This is a genomic window from Leucobacter sp. CX169 (genome assembly GCF_017161405.1).
Taxonomy (GTDB): Bacteria; Actinomycetota; Actinomycetes; order Actinomycetales; family Microbacteriaceae; genus Cx-87.
Genome location: NZ_CP071051.1, coordinates 2,212,820 through 2,227,227, shown reverse-complemented (window position 1 = coordinate 2,227,227; position 14,408 = coordinate 2,212,820). Strand labels below are relative to the sequence as shown.

Annotated in this window: 10 protein-coding genes and 1 tRNA gene; 9 read left to right on the top strand and 2 right to left on the bottom strand. The window is 65.1% G+C overall.

Features of this window, described 5'->3' with window-relative positions; translation table 11 throughout:
• Window positions 1-117 precede the first annotated feature (117 nt).
• The 6 genes from JW030_RS10200 (at window position 118) to JW030_RS10175 (ending at window position 5,098) form a co-directional block, all read left to right on the top strand.
• Window positions 118-1,257: a carbohydrate kinase family protein gene (locus JW030_RS10200; RefSeq protein ID WP_188046680.1), complete on the top strand. Its 1,140-nt coding sequence runs from the start codon at window positions 118-120 to the stop codon at window positions 1,255-1,257.
• A gap of 81 nt (window positions 1,258-1,338) precedes the next feature.
• Window positions 1,339-2,697, top strand: a complete 1,359-nt coding sequence (locus JW030_RS10195; RefSeq protein WP_188046681.1) for an extracellular solute-binding protein — start codon at window positions 1,339-1,341, stop codon at window positions 2,695-2,697.
• Window positions 2,675-3,622, top strand: a complete 948-nt coding sequence (locus JW030_RS10190; RefSeq protein ID WP_188046682.1) for a carbohydrate ABC transporter permease — start codon at window positions 2,675-2,677, stop codon at window positions 3,620-3,622. The genes JW030_RS10195 and JW030_RS10190 overlap by 23 nt, the downstream gene beginning before the upstream one ends.
• Complete coding sequence (locus JW030_RS10185) at window positions 3,619-4,434, top strand: carbohydrate ABC transporter permease (protein WP_188046683.1); 816 nt, start codon at window positions 3,619-3,621, stop codon at window positions 4,432-4,434. The genes JW030_RS10190 and JW030_RS10185 overlap by 4 nt, the downstream gene beginning before the upstream one ends.
• Window positions 4,431-4,940, top strand: coding sequence for a GNAT family N-acetyltransferase (locus tag JW030_RS10180; RefSeq protein WP_188046684.1), 510 nt, complete (start codon window positions 4,431-4,433; stop codon window positions 4,938-4,940). Before JW030_RS10185 ends, JW030_RS10180 begins: the two co-directional genes overlap by 4 nt.
• Window positions 4,941-5,024: 84 nt before the next feature.
• A tRNA-Pro gene (locus JW030_RS10175) sits at window positions 5,025-5,098 on the top strand.
• A 195-nt stretch (window positions 5,099-5,293) separates the two neighbouring features.
• Here the strand turns inward: JW030_RS10175 and JW030_RS10170 are convergent.
• Window positions 5,294-6,486 (bottom strand): IS3 family transposase gene (locus tag JW030_RS10170; protein WP_188046809.1). Its coding sequence is split into 2 segments (ribosomal slippage): window positions 5,294-6,199 and window positions 6,202-6,486, totalling 1,191 coding nucleotides; the frame shifts between segments, so codons are not numbered across the junction.
• A gap of 43 nt (window positions 6,487-6,529) precedes the next feature.
• On the opposite strand from JW030_RS10170, the gene JW030_RS10165 reads away from it, so the two are divergent.
• From JW030_RS10165 to JW030_RS10155, 3 genes are read left to right on the top strand one after another with little or no spacing between them, the layout of a single operon-like run.
• A complete protein-coding gene (locus tag JW030_RS10165) occupies window positions 6,530-7,216 on the top strand; it encodes a class I SAM-dependent methyltransferase (RefSeq protein WP_188046749.1) in 687 nt (228 codons plus the stop codon).
• Between the two features lie 23 nt (window positions 7,217-7,239).
• A complete protein-coding gene (locus JW030_RS10160) occupies window positions 7,240-9,039 on the top strand; it encodes a DUF262 domain-containing protein (RefSeq protein WP_188046748.1) in 1,800 nt (599 codons plus the stop codon).
• Window positions 9,039-11,357, top strand: coding sequence for a DUF262 domain-containing protein (locus JW030_RS10155; RefSeq protein WP_188046747.1), 2,319 nt, complete (start codon window positions 9,039-9,041; stop codon window positions 11,355-11,357). Before JW030_RS10160 ends, JW030_RS10155 begins: the two co-directional genes overlap by 1 nt.
• 432 nt (window positions 11,358-11,789) lie before the next feature.
• Here JW030_RS10155 and JW030_RS10150 read toward each other — a convergent pair whose 3' ends face one another.
• Window positions 11,790-14,351 carry an excinuclease ABC subunit UvrA gene (locus JW030_RS10150; RefSeq protein WP_188046746.1) on the bottom strand — a complete coding sequence of 854 codons (2,562 nt, stop codon included), beginning with the start codon at window positions 14,349-14,351 and terminating at the stop codon, window positions 11,790-11,792.
• Window positions 14,352-14,408: the final 57 nt, after the last annotated feature.

Here is a 14,408-nt window from a genome sequence, read left to right as displayed (position 1 = left end):
TACCGAGGCCGTACTTCGCGGGGGAGGACCGAGTGATATTCTGGCGAGAAACCGGGCGACGCTTTCGCCCGACGAGTCGACACGGCGAAAGCCGCCAATCGCTGGACGGGGGACGTCGTGGCAGAGCCCACCGGAACGCGCCAGCACTCCGAACCGTCCGACGAACCCCTCGACCTCTTCCTCGCGGGCACCCTCTTCTTCGACCTCGTGTTCACCGGGCTGCCGGCCGACCCGCAGCCGGGCACCGAGGTGTGGGCCGCGGGAATGGGCTCGCTGCCGGGCGGCGTCGCAAACCTCGCGGTGGCCGCCGCGCGCCTGGGGCTCTGCACGGGCCTCGCAGCGGCGATCGGGGATGACGCGTATGGATCCTGGAACGCGCAGGTGCTCGGCGAGCAGGAGGGCATTGACCTGTCGCACTCGCGCGTCGTGCCCGGTTGGCACACGCCCGTCACGGTGTCGCTGTCTACGCACGGCGACCGCAGCATGATCACGCACGGCGACCGGCTACCGATGCGCACGAGCGAGCTCGTCGGCGACCCGCCAGCTTCGCGCGCGGTCTTCGCTGACCTGGGGTTGGACCTCGGGCTCGAGCTCGAACGGGGCGGCGCACCGGGCGAGCCCTGGTGGCGCACCGCCGCCCGCCGCGGTTCGCTCGTCTTCGCCGACCTCGGCTGGGATGCGTCGGGGGACTGGTCCGCGGCCACCCTCGCGCAGCTCGACGGCTGCCACGCCTTCCTGCCGAACCACGTCGAGGCGATGGCGTACACGCGCACCGACTCCGCGGAAGACGCCGTCAAGGCGCTCGCCGAGCGCGTGCCGCTCTCGGTCGTGACCTGCGGCTCGGGTGGGGCTCTCGCGATCGACGGCAGCACGGGGGAGACGGCCCGGGTGCCCTCCGTTCCCGTGAACCCCTTCGACTCGACGGGGGCGGGCGACGTGTTCGCCGCGGCCATGATCACCGGCACGCTGCGCGAGTGGCCGCTGGCCGACCGGCTGGGCTTCGCCACGCTGTGCGCGGCGCTCGCGGTGGAGGAGTTTGGCGGATCCCTCGCCTCGCCGGGATGGGCGGACATCGCCGCTTGGCGCGCGAAGATCTTGCGAGAGGCGCAGCACGACGAGGCGCGCGCCGCGATCGCCGAGCGCTTCGCCTTCCTCGATGGGCCGCTGAGCACCGGCACCCCGCCGCCGCCCCGCCGCGCAAGTGCTACGTTCAAACTGCCGCATGTGCCGCGGCCACACCCCGATTCGCGGCAGTAACTCCCGGCCGGCGCCCCACCGGGCGCGCACCCCAGACACTTTCACCACTCACGCACCACGACACAAAGGAATCGGAACGCGATGACACGCTCTCCCCGGACCCTCCTCGCCTCCCTCGCTGCGGTCGCCGTCGCCGGGCTGATCCTGACCGGCTGCACGCCGGGTTCGGGCGCCCCGGTCGCGACGGACGACCCGAACCGCACGGTCGAGACCGACGTTTCGAAAATGGGCGACCTCACCCTCTCGATCTGGGACCAGGAGGTGCGTGGTGGCCAGGACGAGCAGATGACGGCGCTGAACGACGCGTTCCAGGTGAAGTACCCGAACGTGACGATCAAGCGCAACTCGCAGTCGTTCGAAGACCTCGGCAAGACCCTGCGCCTCGCGCTCTCGGGCGACGACGCCCCGGACGTGGTGCAGGCGAACAACGCGCGCAGCTCGATGGGGCAGTTCGTGGCCGCCGGCCAACTGGTCTCGCTCGACCCGTGGGCCAAGGCGTACGGCTGGGAAGACCGCTTCGCGCCGAGCGTGCTGCAGTACACACGGTACAGCGAGGACGCGAAGACGTTCGGCTCGGGCTCGATCTACGGCCTGCCGCAGGTCGGCGAGGTCGTCGGCGTGTTCTACAGCAAGCCCAAGCTCGCGGCCCTCGGCCTTGAGGTGCCCGAGACGTGGGAAGAGTTCGACACGGCGCTCGCCGCAGCGAAGGCCGCGGGCGAGACGCCCATTCAGCTCGGCAACATCGAGCAGTGGCCCGCCGTGCACGTGTTTGGCCCCGTGCAGGGCGCGAACGTCGACGCGGAGGAGATCCAGAAGCTCGGGTTCGGCAACCCCGGCGCCTCGTGGACGACCGAGCAGAACGTGGCCGCGGCATCGCAGCTCGCCGGCTGGAGCACCGCCGGCTACTTCAATTCGGGCGCCAACGGCACCGACTACGACGCGGCCTGGCAGAACCTGGCCAAGGGCGACGGCGTCTTCCTGATCGGCGGATCCTGGTTGGCAGCCGATCTTGAGGACGCGATGGGCGACGACGTCGGCTTCTTCACCCCGGCAAACAAGGCGGGCGAGGGCGCGCACACCACCGGCGGCACCGGCATTCCGTTCACCATCACCACCGGATCCAAGCACCCCGACGCCGCGGCCGCGTACATCGACTTCATTACGAGCGACGAGGCCATGCAGATCCTCGCCGACACGGGCAACCTGCCCGTGGTGAACACGCAGGACTACGCGCCCGACAGCGGAGTGCAGCGCGACGTCTACGCCGCGTTCGGCGCCGTCACGAGCGAGGGCGTGCTGCTGCCCTACCTCGACTACGCGACGCCCACGTTTGGCACCACCCTCGGCGAGGCGCTGCAGCAGCTGATCGACGGCAGGATCACGCCGGAGGCGTTCACCGAAGCGCTCGAGGCCGACTATGCCGAGTTCGTCGCCGAATAGGCGAACCCGGTCACCGGGGGGAGCATCGCGCTCCCTCCGGCCCTACTTGTACCTGGCGCCGGCACTCATCGTGTACGGCGCCCTGGTGTTATACCCGCTCGGCCGCGCCGCGCACCTGTCGCTGTTTGACTGGGACGGGCTGTCGCTCGCGACCTTCGTCGGGTTCGAGAACTACGTCGACGTCTTCACCGACGAGCGGCTGCGGGCCGCATTTCTGCACTCCCTCGTGTTTGTGTTCTTCTACGCGATCCTGCCGCTCGTCTTGGGGCTTGTCGCCGCGACCGTGCTCACCCGCGCGAAGGTGCGCGGCATCGGCCTGTTTCGCACGATTGTTTTCTTGCCGCAGGTCATCGCGATGGTCGTCGTCGCCATCGCGTGGCGCCAGATTTACGCGCCGGACGGGGCGCTGAACGTCATGCTGCGCGCGGTCGGGCTTGGCGATTTCGCCCGGGCCTGGCTCGGCGACTACGACTTCGCGCTGCCCGCCGTGGGCCTGATCGGCAGCTGGGTCTCGACCGGGCTCGTCACGGTGCTGCTGCTCGCCGGCATGGCGCGCATCCCGCGCGAGCAGTTCGAGGCGGCTCGCCTCGACGGCGCCGGCCCCGTGCGCGAGTTCTTCGCCGTGATCTTGCCCGCCGTCCGCGCTGAGATCACCGTCGCGCTGACGCTCACGATCGTCGCGTCGCTCAAGACGTTCGATCTCGTCTACGTCACCACGCGCGGCGGGCCCGGATCGAGCACGACCGTGCCGAGCTACGAGGTGTACGTGCGGGCGTTCGAGCGCGGCGAGGTCGGCTCGGCCGCCGCCGTCGGCATCACGCTGACGCTGCTCATCTTCCTCATCAATCTCGCGGTGAACCGTGTGGGCGAGCGCAGCGAGGATCCTGCCCGCGAGCGCCGCCGAGCCGGGGCGGGTGCGCGATGAGGGTGTCTGCATTCGAGCGGGCCGCGAACTACGCGATCCTGCTGCTGTTCGCGCTCGTCGTGCTGGGGCCGATCGCGCTCATCGTGCGCGAGGCGTTCTCGCCGGCGACGGTTTCGGCGGCGAAGGACGGGGCGTTTCACCCCGAGAACTTCCAGGCGGCATGGGTCGATGGTCGGTTCAGTCAGTACATGCTGACGTCGGTGCTCGTCGCTCTGGTTGTGGTCGTGAGCGCGACGGTGCTGTCCATCTTGGCCGGGTACGCCTTCGGCACCATGCGGTTCCGGGGCAGTACGGTGCTGTTCTACCTATTCCTCGCGGGCATCATGGTGCCGACCGAGGCGATCATCATTCCGCTGTTCTTCGACCTCCGCAGCCTCGGCCTGACCGACACGCTGTGGGGCGTCGCGCTGCCGCAGGTCGCCCAGTCGATCGCGTTTGGAACGTATTGGATGCGCGCCTACTTCCGCGGCGTACACCCCTCGATGCTCGACTCGGCGCGCATGGACGGCGCGAGCCCGCGGCGCATTCTCTGGTCGATCCTCGTGCCGATGGGTCGGCCCGCGATCACGACGATGGTCGTGCTGTTCTTCATGTGGACGTGGAACGAGTTCCTCATTCCCCTCGTGCTGTCGCCCACCGGAGGGTTCCGCACGGCGCCGCTCGCGCTGTCGATCTTCCAGGGGCAGTACACCCAGGGGACCGCACTGCTGGCCGCTGCCGCCGTGCTCGTGGCGCTGCCGGTGGTGCTCGTGTATCTCGTGCTGCAGCGGCACTTCATTCGTGGCATGCTCGACGGGGCGGTGCGCGAGTGACCTACTGTGTGCGGCCGTACGCTGCCACTGATGCCGCCGAGACGCTCGAGGTGTTCGAGCGGTCGGTGCGCGGGCTTGCAGGGGACGCGTATTCGGACGAGCAGGTCGAGGCCTGGGTCGGGTCGCGGACGGTGGCCGTGTGGGTGGCCGCCCGCGTCGGGCAGCGCATTTCGGTGGCATCTGCCGGCCCGCACGGCCCGTTGGTCGGGCTGGTGGCGCTGGACGTGCAGGATCCCGCCGCCGGGGTCGACGCCCACCTGGACCTCATGTTCGTCGTGCCCGAGGCGTCGCGCCAGGGCATCGCGAGCGCGCTGCTCGAGTGGGCGATGGGGGAGGCGCTGGCCTGTGGCGCCGCGCGGATGTCGACGTTTGCGAGCCGGACGGCCGTGCCGTTCTTCGAAGCGCGAGGCTTTGTCGTCGAGGCGGAGCGCACAGTGTGGCGCAGCGGAGTGGAGCTGCAGAACTTCGCGATGAGCCGGTCTCTCGCGCCGTTGCTCGGTGCGTGACGCGCGCGGGGTGTGCGTGGTCACCCGGCCGTCCAAAGTGTGGGTAATATAGAGGGGTTGCCTCGGCCTTGGTCGAATCAGCAACGGGCTGTGGCGCAGCTTGGTAGCGCACCTGACTGGGGGTCAGGGGGTCGCAGGTTCAAATCCTGTCAGCCCGACCGAAAAGCCCTGATGAGAAGCAATTTTCATCAGGGCTTTGTCGTGTGAACAGTGGGTCAAAATGGCCAATGTACCCGCAAATGTACCCGCAAGGTTTTTGCGAACTATCCCGACACTCCAAGCCTGTACATGGCGCGCTCGCAAGGCAGGTGAGGCGAAGACGGGTCTGATGCAGGAACTGGTGACAGTTCTAGTTAGGCCGCGAGGGCCAGGTCGTTGTTCATGATGGTCTCGAACTCGATCGGCGTCAAACGGCCCAGACGGACCTGGCGACGCCTGCGGTGATAGGTCCGCTCGATCCAGGTCACGATCGCGATGCGTAGCTGTTCGCGCGTGGCCCAGGAACGTCGGTTCAGGACGTTTTTCTGCAGCAGGCTGAAGAACGATTCCATTGCCGCGTTGTCGCCGCAGGAAGCGACTCTGCCCATCGATCCGACGAGATTATGGACGGCAAGTTCGCGGCGCAGTTTCCTGCTTCGGAATTGCGATCCTCTGTCTGAATGGACGATACAGCCGTTCACGTTTCCGCGCATCCGGACGGCGTTGCGGACAGCTCGGACCGCGAGTGATGCCTTCATTCTCGAGTCGATCGAGTAACCCACGATCCGACCGCTGAAGGCGTCTTTGACCGCGCAAAGATAGAGCCGACCTTCGCTCGTTTTGTGTTCCGTAATGTCGGTCAGCCAGAGCTGGTTCGGCCGGGACGCCACGAACCGGTGACGCTCACGCCCGTGCTCGTCGATGACGACGCAGAGATCGTCGTGAACGGCGGGGCCAGACTTCTTGCCGTTCTTGCTCCGCTTCTTCCCGAACACACTCCACCAGCCATTCGATGATGCGATCCGCCACGCGGTCCGATCCGACATCGCCTGGCCCTCCTCGCGGGCCTCGTCGGCGAGGAGCCGATACCCGAACTCCGGGTCGTCGCGGTGCGCGTCGAACAGCGCGTTCGCCCGATACGCCTCCTCGAGCTCCCGGCTTGTCACAGGATCACGTAGCCAGCGGTAGTAGGGCTGGCGAGCGAGCTTCAAGACCCGGCACGACACCACGACAGGGATTCCGTCGGCGGCGAGCTCGCTCACGAGCGGGTACATCATTTTCCCGGCAGATGAGCCTGGGACAGATACGCGGTCGCGCGACGCAGCACCTCGACCTCCTGCTCGAGGAGGCGATTGCGCTTACGGAGCTCGCGCAGCTCGGCGGAATCCTGCTTCGTCTCACCCGGCTGTTCGCCGGCTTCGATGCGGGCTTGACGCATCCACTTGTCGAGAGTTCCGACATGGACGCCGAAGTCCTTCGCGATCTGCGCGAGGGAGACGTCTGGGTCGCGGTTCTGCGCGACCCGGACGACGTCGTCGCGGAACTCCTTGGGGAACGGCTTGGGCATGATGACATCCTTCCAGGCCAGCCCTCTCGGCTAGCCATGTTTGATGTCACCAGTTCCTGCATCAGACCCCATCGTCGACGACAGTGTCACCATCATCAACCGGGGCAGGGCCGACCACGTGTACGGCATCCAGAACATGCCCCGAACGGTGTCGGGCATCGACTCAGCCTTCGACGGGCTCGCAACGGTGTGGGATCGAAACTTTGGGATGACAGCAACGGAGAAATCCGCGAGCGCGGATCTCATCCGTGCGACATTCGGCGGACGTCTGGGCCGAACCCTCGATGTGGGGTGCGGGACCGGACTTCCCCTGGACCTCGGTGTTGTGGAACCCGTGCACTATGTCGGCATCGACCCGTCGACAGCGATGCTCAATGCGCTGGTGATGAAGCATCCCGTGATTGCGGGCCTGCACCCAGCGACCTACGCGGAAGCAGAGAGACGCCGGGTGCTCTGTGGCACGACCTTCGATACCGTGCTGACGCTCGGTGGTTCCGCCTCCTATCTCAGCGCGGCTGACATCGATCAGCTGCGTGCTCGCGCAAAGCGCGATGTACTGCTCATGCACTTCGCTGCAGGTGAGGCACCGCCGACCGGTGACCTTGACGCCGACGTCGCGGAGGAGTCGCTTCGGATCGCGACCGCAGAAGCGAGGGAACAGTTTCAGATCGGTCGCTTCATTGCTTCCGTGCTCCCCGGGGTCCGCACGGGCGAGTTTCGGGTACTATGACGCTCGTCGGTAAATTGGAGGGGATGACGGTCTCGATGCAAGGGGGGAGCGGGATGGAAGCGACGCTCGAGCGGCGGCTCGTCATGCAGGGTGATCCAGACACGCCTTATCTCAAAGGTGCTTTCTTCGTCGCGGCCTACCAACGGGGGTACCGCTGGGGTCGAGACGAGGTGCGCCAGCTCCTTGATGACATCAAGGGGAACTTGACAGATGCACAGAAGCGCCGAGAGTTCCCGGGCGACTACATACTGCAGCCTATTGTGGTTCTTCGCCGGGACGATGGCTGGGAGCTTGTCGACGGTCAGCAGCGGCTCACCACGCTTCTCCTCATTACGAAATACATTGCAACGACGCTTCCGGGGTCTGCTGTCGCGTACTCGCTCTCATACGAGACGCGGGAGGGGAGTAAACAGTACCTCGAAAACCTTGACCGTTCTCGTCGCGACGAGAACATCGATTTTCATCACATCGCAGCCGCTTACGACGCCATCGCGGAATGGTTCAGTGAACAGAGCAACGCGACACAGGCAGCCATCGACATCCATTCCGCACTCTCCAAGTGGGTCTATGTCATCTGGTACGAAGCTCCCCCTGGTACTGATCCGACTGAATTGTTCATTCGACTGAACCGAGACCGTATCCCGCTCACGGACTCTGAACTGATAAAGGCGCTAGTGCTGTCAAACTCGGCACGGGAGGGCGCACAGTTCAGCAGGCAACAGGAGATCGCTGCTCAATGGGATGGCTTTGAACGCGATCTCCGGGACGCGCAATTCTGGGCATTCCTCACCGGCTCGTCGACGACGCGATCGACCCATATCGATTTCTTGTTCGAGAGCCTGACTCCGGACGCAGGCCTGAAGGCGCGACCTCGCTTCTGGACCTTCAGTCAGGTGCTTGAGCAAGTCGCCGCGACAAACATCGACGCATTCTGGGATGAGGTCGTCGCCCGGCACGGTCTGCTAGTGGGCTGGTATAACGACCGCGAGCTCTACCACCGGATCGGCTACCTCATCGCGACCGGTACCCATGTAACCGACCTCATCGAGGCGTCGAAGTCACAGACACACAGCGCCTTCGCCACCTACCTGCGACAACTCATACGAAATCGACTTGATCTGACCGCAGCGGACGTATCGCTCCTCCGCTACGACGACTCGAGGCACGCAGAGAAATGTGTAGAGATCCTGCTGCTGATGAACGTTGAGACGGTGCTGGCAAGCTCCGACCAAGGCGCACGATTCTCGTTCTTTGAATACGCCTTACGAGGCTGGTCGCTGGAGCATATCCACGCCCAGAACTCACAGGAGTTCAAAAAGGAGGAGCAGCGCAGAGACTGGCTCGTGTCCCACCGGGCAAAGATCAACAAAACCACCTGGAATGCAGATGCGCAGGGTGAGGTTGACGCGCTCATCAGAGGCATCGACAAACACCTCGCTCTGCCGCCTACACGAACCGACATCGATGGCTTTCAAGACATCCAGGGTCGGGTCTTCACGCTCTTCAGCACTGATGGGGATACCTCGGACGAGGACGACCTCCACGGGCTGGGCAATCTCGCGCTCCTTCAGCGCGAGTTCAACAGTAAGCTCAACAATGCGGTCTTCGCGCTCAAACGTGAACGCATCCTGGAATTGGACGCTCAGGGCGCGTACCTCCTGCCGTGCACACGCAACGTCTTCCTGAAGTACTACACCGGCAGTGAGGACCAGCAACTCTCGTTCTGGAGTTCGCAAGATCGGGCGGCGTACTACGACACGCTCATCGCTGTCGTTAGCGACTTCCTCAAACCTGACGTGATAACCAGCGGAGAGAGCGACTAATGAAGGGTTATCCCACGACTTTCCTTGGCCTCTTCGATCCGCCAACGAGTGACCGACCGGCTATCACGCAGATCGAGATTCCCATCATCCAGCGCGACTATGCACAGGGCCGCAAGGACGATGAGGCGACCCTTATCCGTGACCGCTTTCTCGATGCCCTAATTGCCGCGGCGAGGTCCGACGAAGGTATGGGGCTCGACTTCATTTATGGTGAGCTTCGGTCCGGTGTGCTCCGCCCTCTCGATGGACAGCAACGCCTGACGACACTCTTCTTGATGCACTGGTACATCGCGTCGCGGGCGCAGACGCTCGACTCCAATGCGGCGTGGCTCTGTTTCTCGTACGCAACTAGACCGACAGCGCGGAACTTCACGGCCGCGCTCGCGACGCACCCGTACCCGGGCGAATCTCAGACGCCGTCTGAGTGGATCACAGACCAGCCGTGGTACCTGTACCCATGGCGCCAGGATCCCACGATCGCTTCGATGCTCGTGATCCTGGATGCCATCCATATACGGTTCGCGGGCCGCGACGATGAGTTCACGGCCATCTGGCAACGCCTCGAACGTCGGCCGACCGAGTCTTCGCCCGGAGCGATTTGGTTCCTCTTCCTCCCCGTTGAAGACATGGAATACGGTGAGGACCTCTACATCAAGATGAACTCGCGGGGAAAGCCGTTGACGCCCTTCGAGGTTTTCAAAGCCGACGTGGAAACGATCATCAAAGAAGCGGACCCCGCTCGGTACAGGCACCTTGCTGAGAGCATCGACGGAGCATGGACCGATGTCCTCTGGAGCTACGAGAAACTGTACGGCGGAGACAAGACCGTTGATGATGAGTTCATGCGGTATCTCACGTTCATCGTCGAGATCTGTGAGTGGCGTGATGGTGCACCTGAACGCAGATGGCGCGACAAGGACTCCCGGCAACTCCTTCCGCTGGAAGAGCGAGCACGTCTTGCCCTCGCTGATCCAGGGAACGGCTACGCCGAACGCAACCGGGACTTTTTCTTCCATGCGTTCGACACCTGGGTAGGAACCGATCCTGCCGAGGTATTCAATGGACTGTTTGCGGTGGGTAAGACGCGGAATGATTCGTTGCCGCTGTTTTCGTCCACGTCGGACCTCCTTGGTGCCTGCCTGACGCGGTACGGCAGCGAGTTTTCTGCGCAGGAAACGCTGTTGCTGTTCGCTGTGCTTCTGGCCCGACAAGCGGGTGAGACGCTCACGACCGGCGACGTGCAACGACGCCTCCGATCATTGCGAAACATCACAGCAGCATTCCTCGACCGCGACCGGTACATGTCTGACTACGTAGCGTCTACCGAAAGGCTGATACTCCAGGGCGTATTCGACGGCATGGCAGGATTCCGTGACTACTGGGTGACGGACGAGTCGCTCAAGTGGCGTTGGATGGATCAGCATCCGGAGGTCATTCCGGCGATCCACGAGTTAGAGGACAATTTGCTCATGCGGGGCCGTATCCAGGCTATTGACCTGCAGCCGGAGATGCTCTCAACGCGCGCCCGTGCGTTCGACGAAGTCAGTGAGAGGACTCTCCGTGACCTCTTTGGCGCGACGCTCCTCACGAAAGGGGACTACTCGCGTGATGTGAAGTGGGGCGGCGAGGTGCGGCAGCTCGGAAGCTCTCAGAAGGACGACTCGTGGATGGACTTGCTTACGACGGGTAAGCGTGAGGACCTGGCCTTCATCCGTGACCCTTTGATGGCACTGCTCGATGATTACTCGGCTCGTCGTTCCAGCGGCAGTGCAGAAGGGAAAGAGACCCTTGATGCGATCCGTTCGGAGTGGCTTGCGGAGCGGGAAAGTCGGTCGTACTTCGATTGGCGCTACTACCTCTCGCGGTACGAAGGCGCACGCAGCTCGGTCGGAGACGGGTACTTCCACAACAAGACCTACGACCAGACGCTCGGTGGCTTCAGTTACCGTCACTTGCGCATCCTCTATGGCGGCTCCTACGTCTCCCGCTTCAGCGACGCACTGCTGCGTGCAGCGTGGGTCGAGGGCGGGTTCCGAGACGTCGTCGAGGAGCCCAATTGGTTTCGGGAAGATGACCCCGGGCTCAGACTCAAGGGCTCTGCGGTTGAGATCCACTGCATGGAAGATGGCTTCCGCGTCGATGTCCCCCACGAGCGCCCGGATGTCTCGGCAACGGTTCGCTCGGTGCTTGATCAATTCGCTGCGACAGGCGACGGACTGGTGCCCGTCCAGCAATCGTTCAACGGCATCCGGCAAGTCGACTCCGAGGACCGGATCCAACTTTGTGTAAGGCTGGTGAGAATGCTTGTTGCCGACTGACGATTGTCGACGACCTCATTTTTGTTGCCGAGGTCTTGTGCCCACAAGTCGCGCCAACAAGCAGGATCGGCCAAGCCTCGCGTATGACCACCGTAAACTCGCCTCAATCGATCCTGATGGACCACCTCCAACCGGATACACTCGGAGGAGGCGAAACGCCTACTTCCCAGCCCACACTAGGGAACCCGAGACAATCCAAGATTTTCGAAAAAACCCGCTCTGACCAGGGATTTTCCAAGGGGTCGCAGGTTCAAATCCTGTCAGCCCGACGTAAACCGAGAAAGGCCCGGAAACTCGCAAGAGTCTCCGGGCCTTTTGTTGCGGAAAGTAGACGCCCTTCGCGGCAGCGGCGCGTACCGCTTCCAGTGCTCGCTGATCCTCGTTGTGCCGGGGGCGTCCGACGTGCGGGTGGGCTGAGTCACTCGGGACGGGTCAACGGCTGAGGCGCTCGGCGAGATACGGGGCCGTACGGCTCGCGGGGTCTTTCGCCACGGCATCCGGTGTTCCCGTCGCGACGATGCGCCCGCCGGCATCCCCACCCGACGGGCCGAGGTCGATGACCCAGTCCGCGGCGGCGACGACATCCATTTCGTGTTCGACGACCACGACCGTGTCTCCGGAGTCGACCAGCGCGTGCAGCTGCGCGAGCAACCGCCGCACATCGGCGGGATGCAGGCCCGTCGTCGGCTCGTCGAGCAGGTAGAGGGTGTGGCCTCGGCGCACACGCTGCAGCTCGGTCGCCAGCTTGATGCGTTGCGCCTCGCCGCCCGACAGCTCGGTCGCGGGCTGACCGAGTCGCAGATAGCCGAGCCCGACGTCGAGGAGGGCCTGCAGGCTGCGCGCAGCCGCCAGCACCGGCGCGAGGAAGCCGGATGCCTGCTCGACCGTCAGCGCGAGCACATCGGCGATCGTCTTGCCGTCGTAGGTGACCTCGAGAGTGTCGGCGTTGTACCGGGCGCCGTGACAGGTCGGGCAGCGTCCATAGCTGCCGGGCAGGAAGAGGAGCTCCACCGACACGAACCCCTCGCCGAGGCAGGTCTCGCAGCGTCCACCGGCGACGTTGAACGAGAAGCGTCCGGCGGTATACCCGCGCTCCCGAGCGAGGTCGGTCTTCGCGAAGGTCGTCCGGACCGCGTCGAACAGGCCTGTGTAAGTCGCCAGGTTCGACCGAGGGGTGCGTCCGATCGGCTTCTGATCCACGCGCACGAGCCGGTCGATGTGCTCGAGCCCCGTGGCACGGCGCACCGTCAGCGTGTCGGCGTGCGCATCCGGGACCGTCGCTTCGGTGAGACCCGCGTCATCGCCTGCGGGGTCGGTGGTCGTGGCGTCGTCCGGATCATCGATGCCGTCGTCGCGGCCGGAGCGCAGATGCTCGCGCACGACATCACGCAGCACGCGGCTCACGAGCGTCGACTTGCCCGACCCTGAGACACCGGTGACCGCGACGAAGGTGCCGAGCGGAATGGCCGCATCGACGTCGGCGAGGTTGTGCAGCGTGATGCCCTCGACGGTGAGCCAGTTCGCGGGCTCGCGCACGTCGCGGCGATCTGCCGCCGTGGTGCCCTGATCGGGGAAGAGGAACGGCCGGGTGACGGACGCCTCGACCGCGGCGAGTCCGTCGACCGCTCCGCTGTAGAGCACGTCACCACCGCCCTCGCCCGCGCCGGGGCCGACGTCGACGATCCAGTCGGCGTGGCGGACGACATTCATGTTGTGCTCGACCACGAAAACCGAGTTGCCCGAGCGCTTGAGCTGCTCCAAGACATCGAGCAACGGCTCCGCATCGGCGGGGTGCAGGCCGGCCGACGGCTCGTCGAGCACGTAGACGACACCGAAGAGCCCTGACCGCAGCTGGGTGGCGAGCCGCAGGCGCTGCATCTCGCCGGGGGAGAGCGTGGTCGTCACCCGGCCGAGCCCGAGGTACCCGAGGCCGAGGTCGGTGAGCACGGTGATGCGCGCCAGGAGATCGGTGGTGAGAGCGACGGCGACATCAGTGCGCTCGCCGGAGAGCGTGGTCGGCAGCGCGTGCGCAGCGTCCGTGAGCTGCGTGGTCGGGCGCAACACCTCGGCGAGTTCGGTCATCGGGAGGGCGTTGAGCTCGGCGATCGTGCGCCCGGCGAACGTGACGGCCAGTGCCTCGCGGCGAAGACCTGTGCCGTGGCAGAGCGGGCACGGGCCCGACCGCACGAACTGCAGCACCTTCGTGCGCATCATCTGGCTCTTCGAGTCGGCCAGCGTGTGGAAGACGTACTTCTTCGCACTCCAGAACATGCCGTTGTAGGGCTTCGCCACGCGGTCGCGCTGCGGGGTGATCTGCACGACCGGCTGCTCGTCGGTGAAGAGGATCCAGTCGCGGTCGGCCTGATCGAGGTCGTGCCACGGGCGCTCAACGTCGTACCCGAGCGCGATGGTGATGTCTCGCAGGTTCTTCGCCTGCCACGCACCCGGCCAGGCGGCGATGGCGCCATCGCGGATGCTCAGCGAGGGATCGGGTACCAGCGAGTTCTCGCTGACGGTGTGCGAGACGCCGATGCCATGGCACTCGGGGCAGGCGCCGGCTGCGGTGTTCGGCGAGAAAGCGTCGGAGTCGAGGCGCGTCGTGAACCCTTCGGGGAAGGTGCCGGCGCGGGAGAACAGCATCCGAAGCGAGTTCGACAGCGTGGTGACGGTACCGACGCTCGATCGCGAGCTGGGGGCGCCGCGGCGCTGCTGCAGTGCGACGGCCGGGGGCAGGCCCGAGATCGACTCGACGTGCGGATCATGACCCTGCTGGATGAGGCGCCGTGCATACGGGGCGACGGACTCCAGGTAGCGGCGCTGGGCCTCGGTGAAGATGGTGCCGAATGCCAGGGAGGACTTGCCCGATCCGGAGACGCCGGTGAACGCGACGATCCTGTCGCGCGGCACATCGACGTCGACGTTCCTGAGGTTGTTCTCGTTGGCGCCGCGAACGCGGACGAACGCATCGGTCGGGTCGTTCGGGTTTTCGGGCATCGGTCCAGTGTATCCGTGGGGCCCTGGGGGCGAGGTGAGGGGGCGGTGCCATGCGTC

Coding starts and splice junctions, on each gene's coding strand:
- JW030_RS10195 (WP_188046681.1), top strand. CDS start 1,339: ATGACACGCTCTCCCCGGACCCTCCTCGCCTCCCTCGCTGCGGTCGCC.
- JW030_RS10190 (WP_188046682.1), top strand. CDS start 2,675: ATGCCGAGTTCGTCGCCGAATAGGCGAACCCGGTCACCGGGGGGAGCA.
- JW030_RS10185 (WP_188046683.1), top strand. CDS start 3,619: ATGAGGGTGTCTGCATTCGAGCGGGCCGCGAACTACGCGATCCTGCTG.
- JW030_RS10165 (WP_188046749.1), top strand. CDS start 6,530: ATGTCACCAGTTCCTGCATCAGACCCCATCGTCGACGACAGTGTCACC.
- JW030_RS10160 (WP_188046748.1), top strand. CDS start 7,240: ATGACGGTCTCGATGCAAGGGGGGAGCGGGATGGAAGCGACGCTCGAG.
- JW030_RS10155 (WP_188046747.1), top strand. CDS start 9,039: ATGAAGGGTTATCCCACGACTTTCCTTGGCCTCTTCGATCCGCCAACG.
- JW030_RS10150 (WP_188046746.1), bottom strand. CDS start 14,351: ATGCCCGAAAACCCGAACGACCCGACCGATGCGTTCGTCCGCGTTCGC.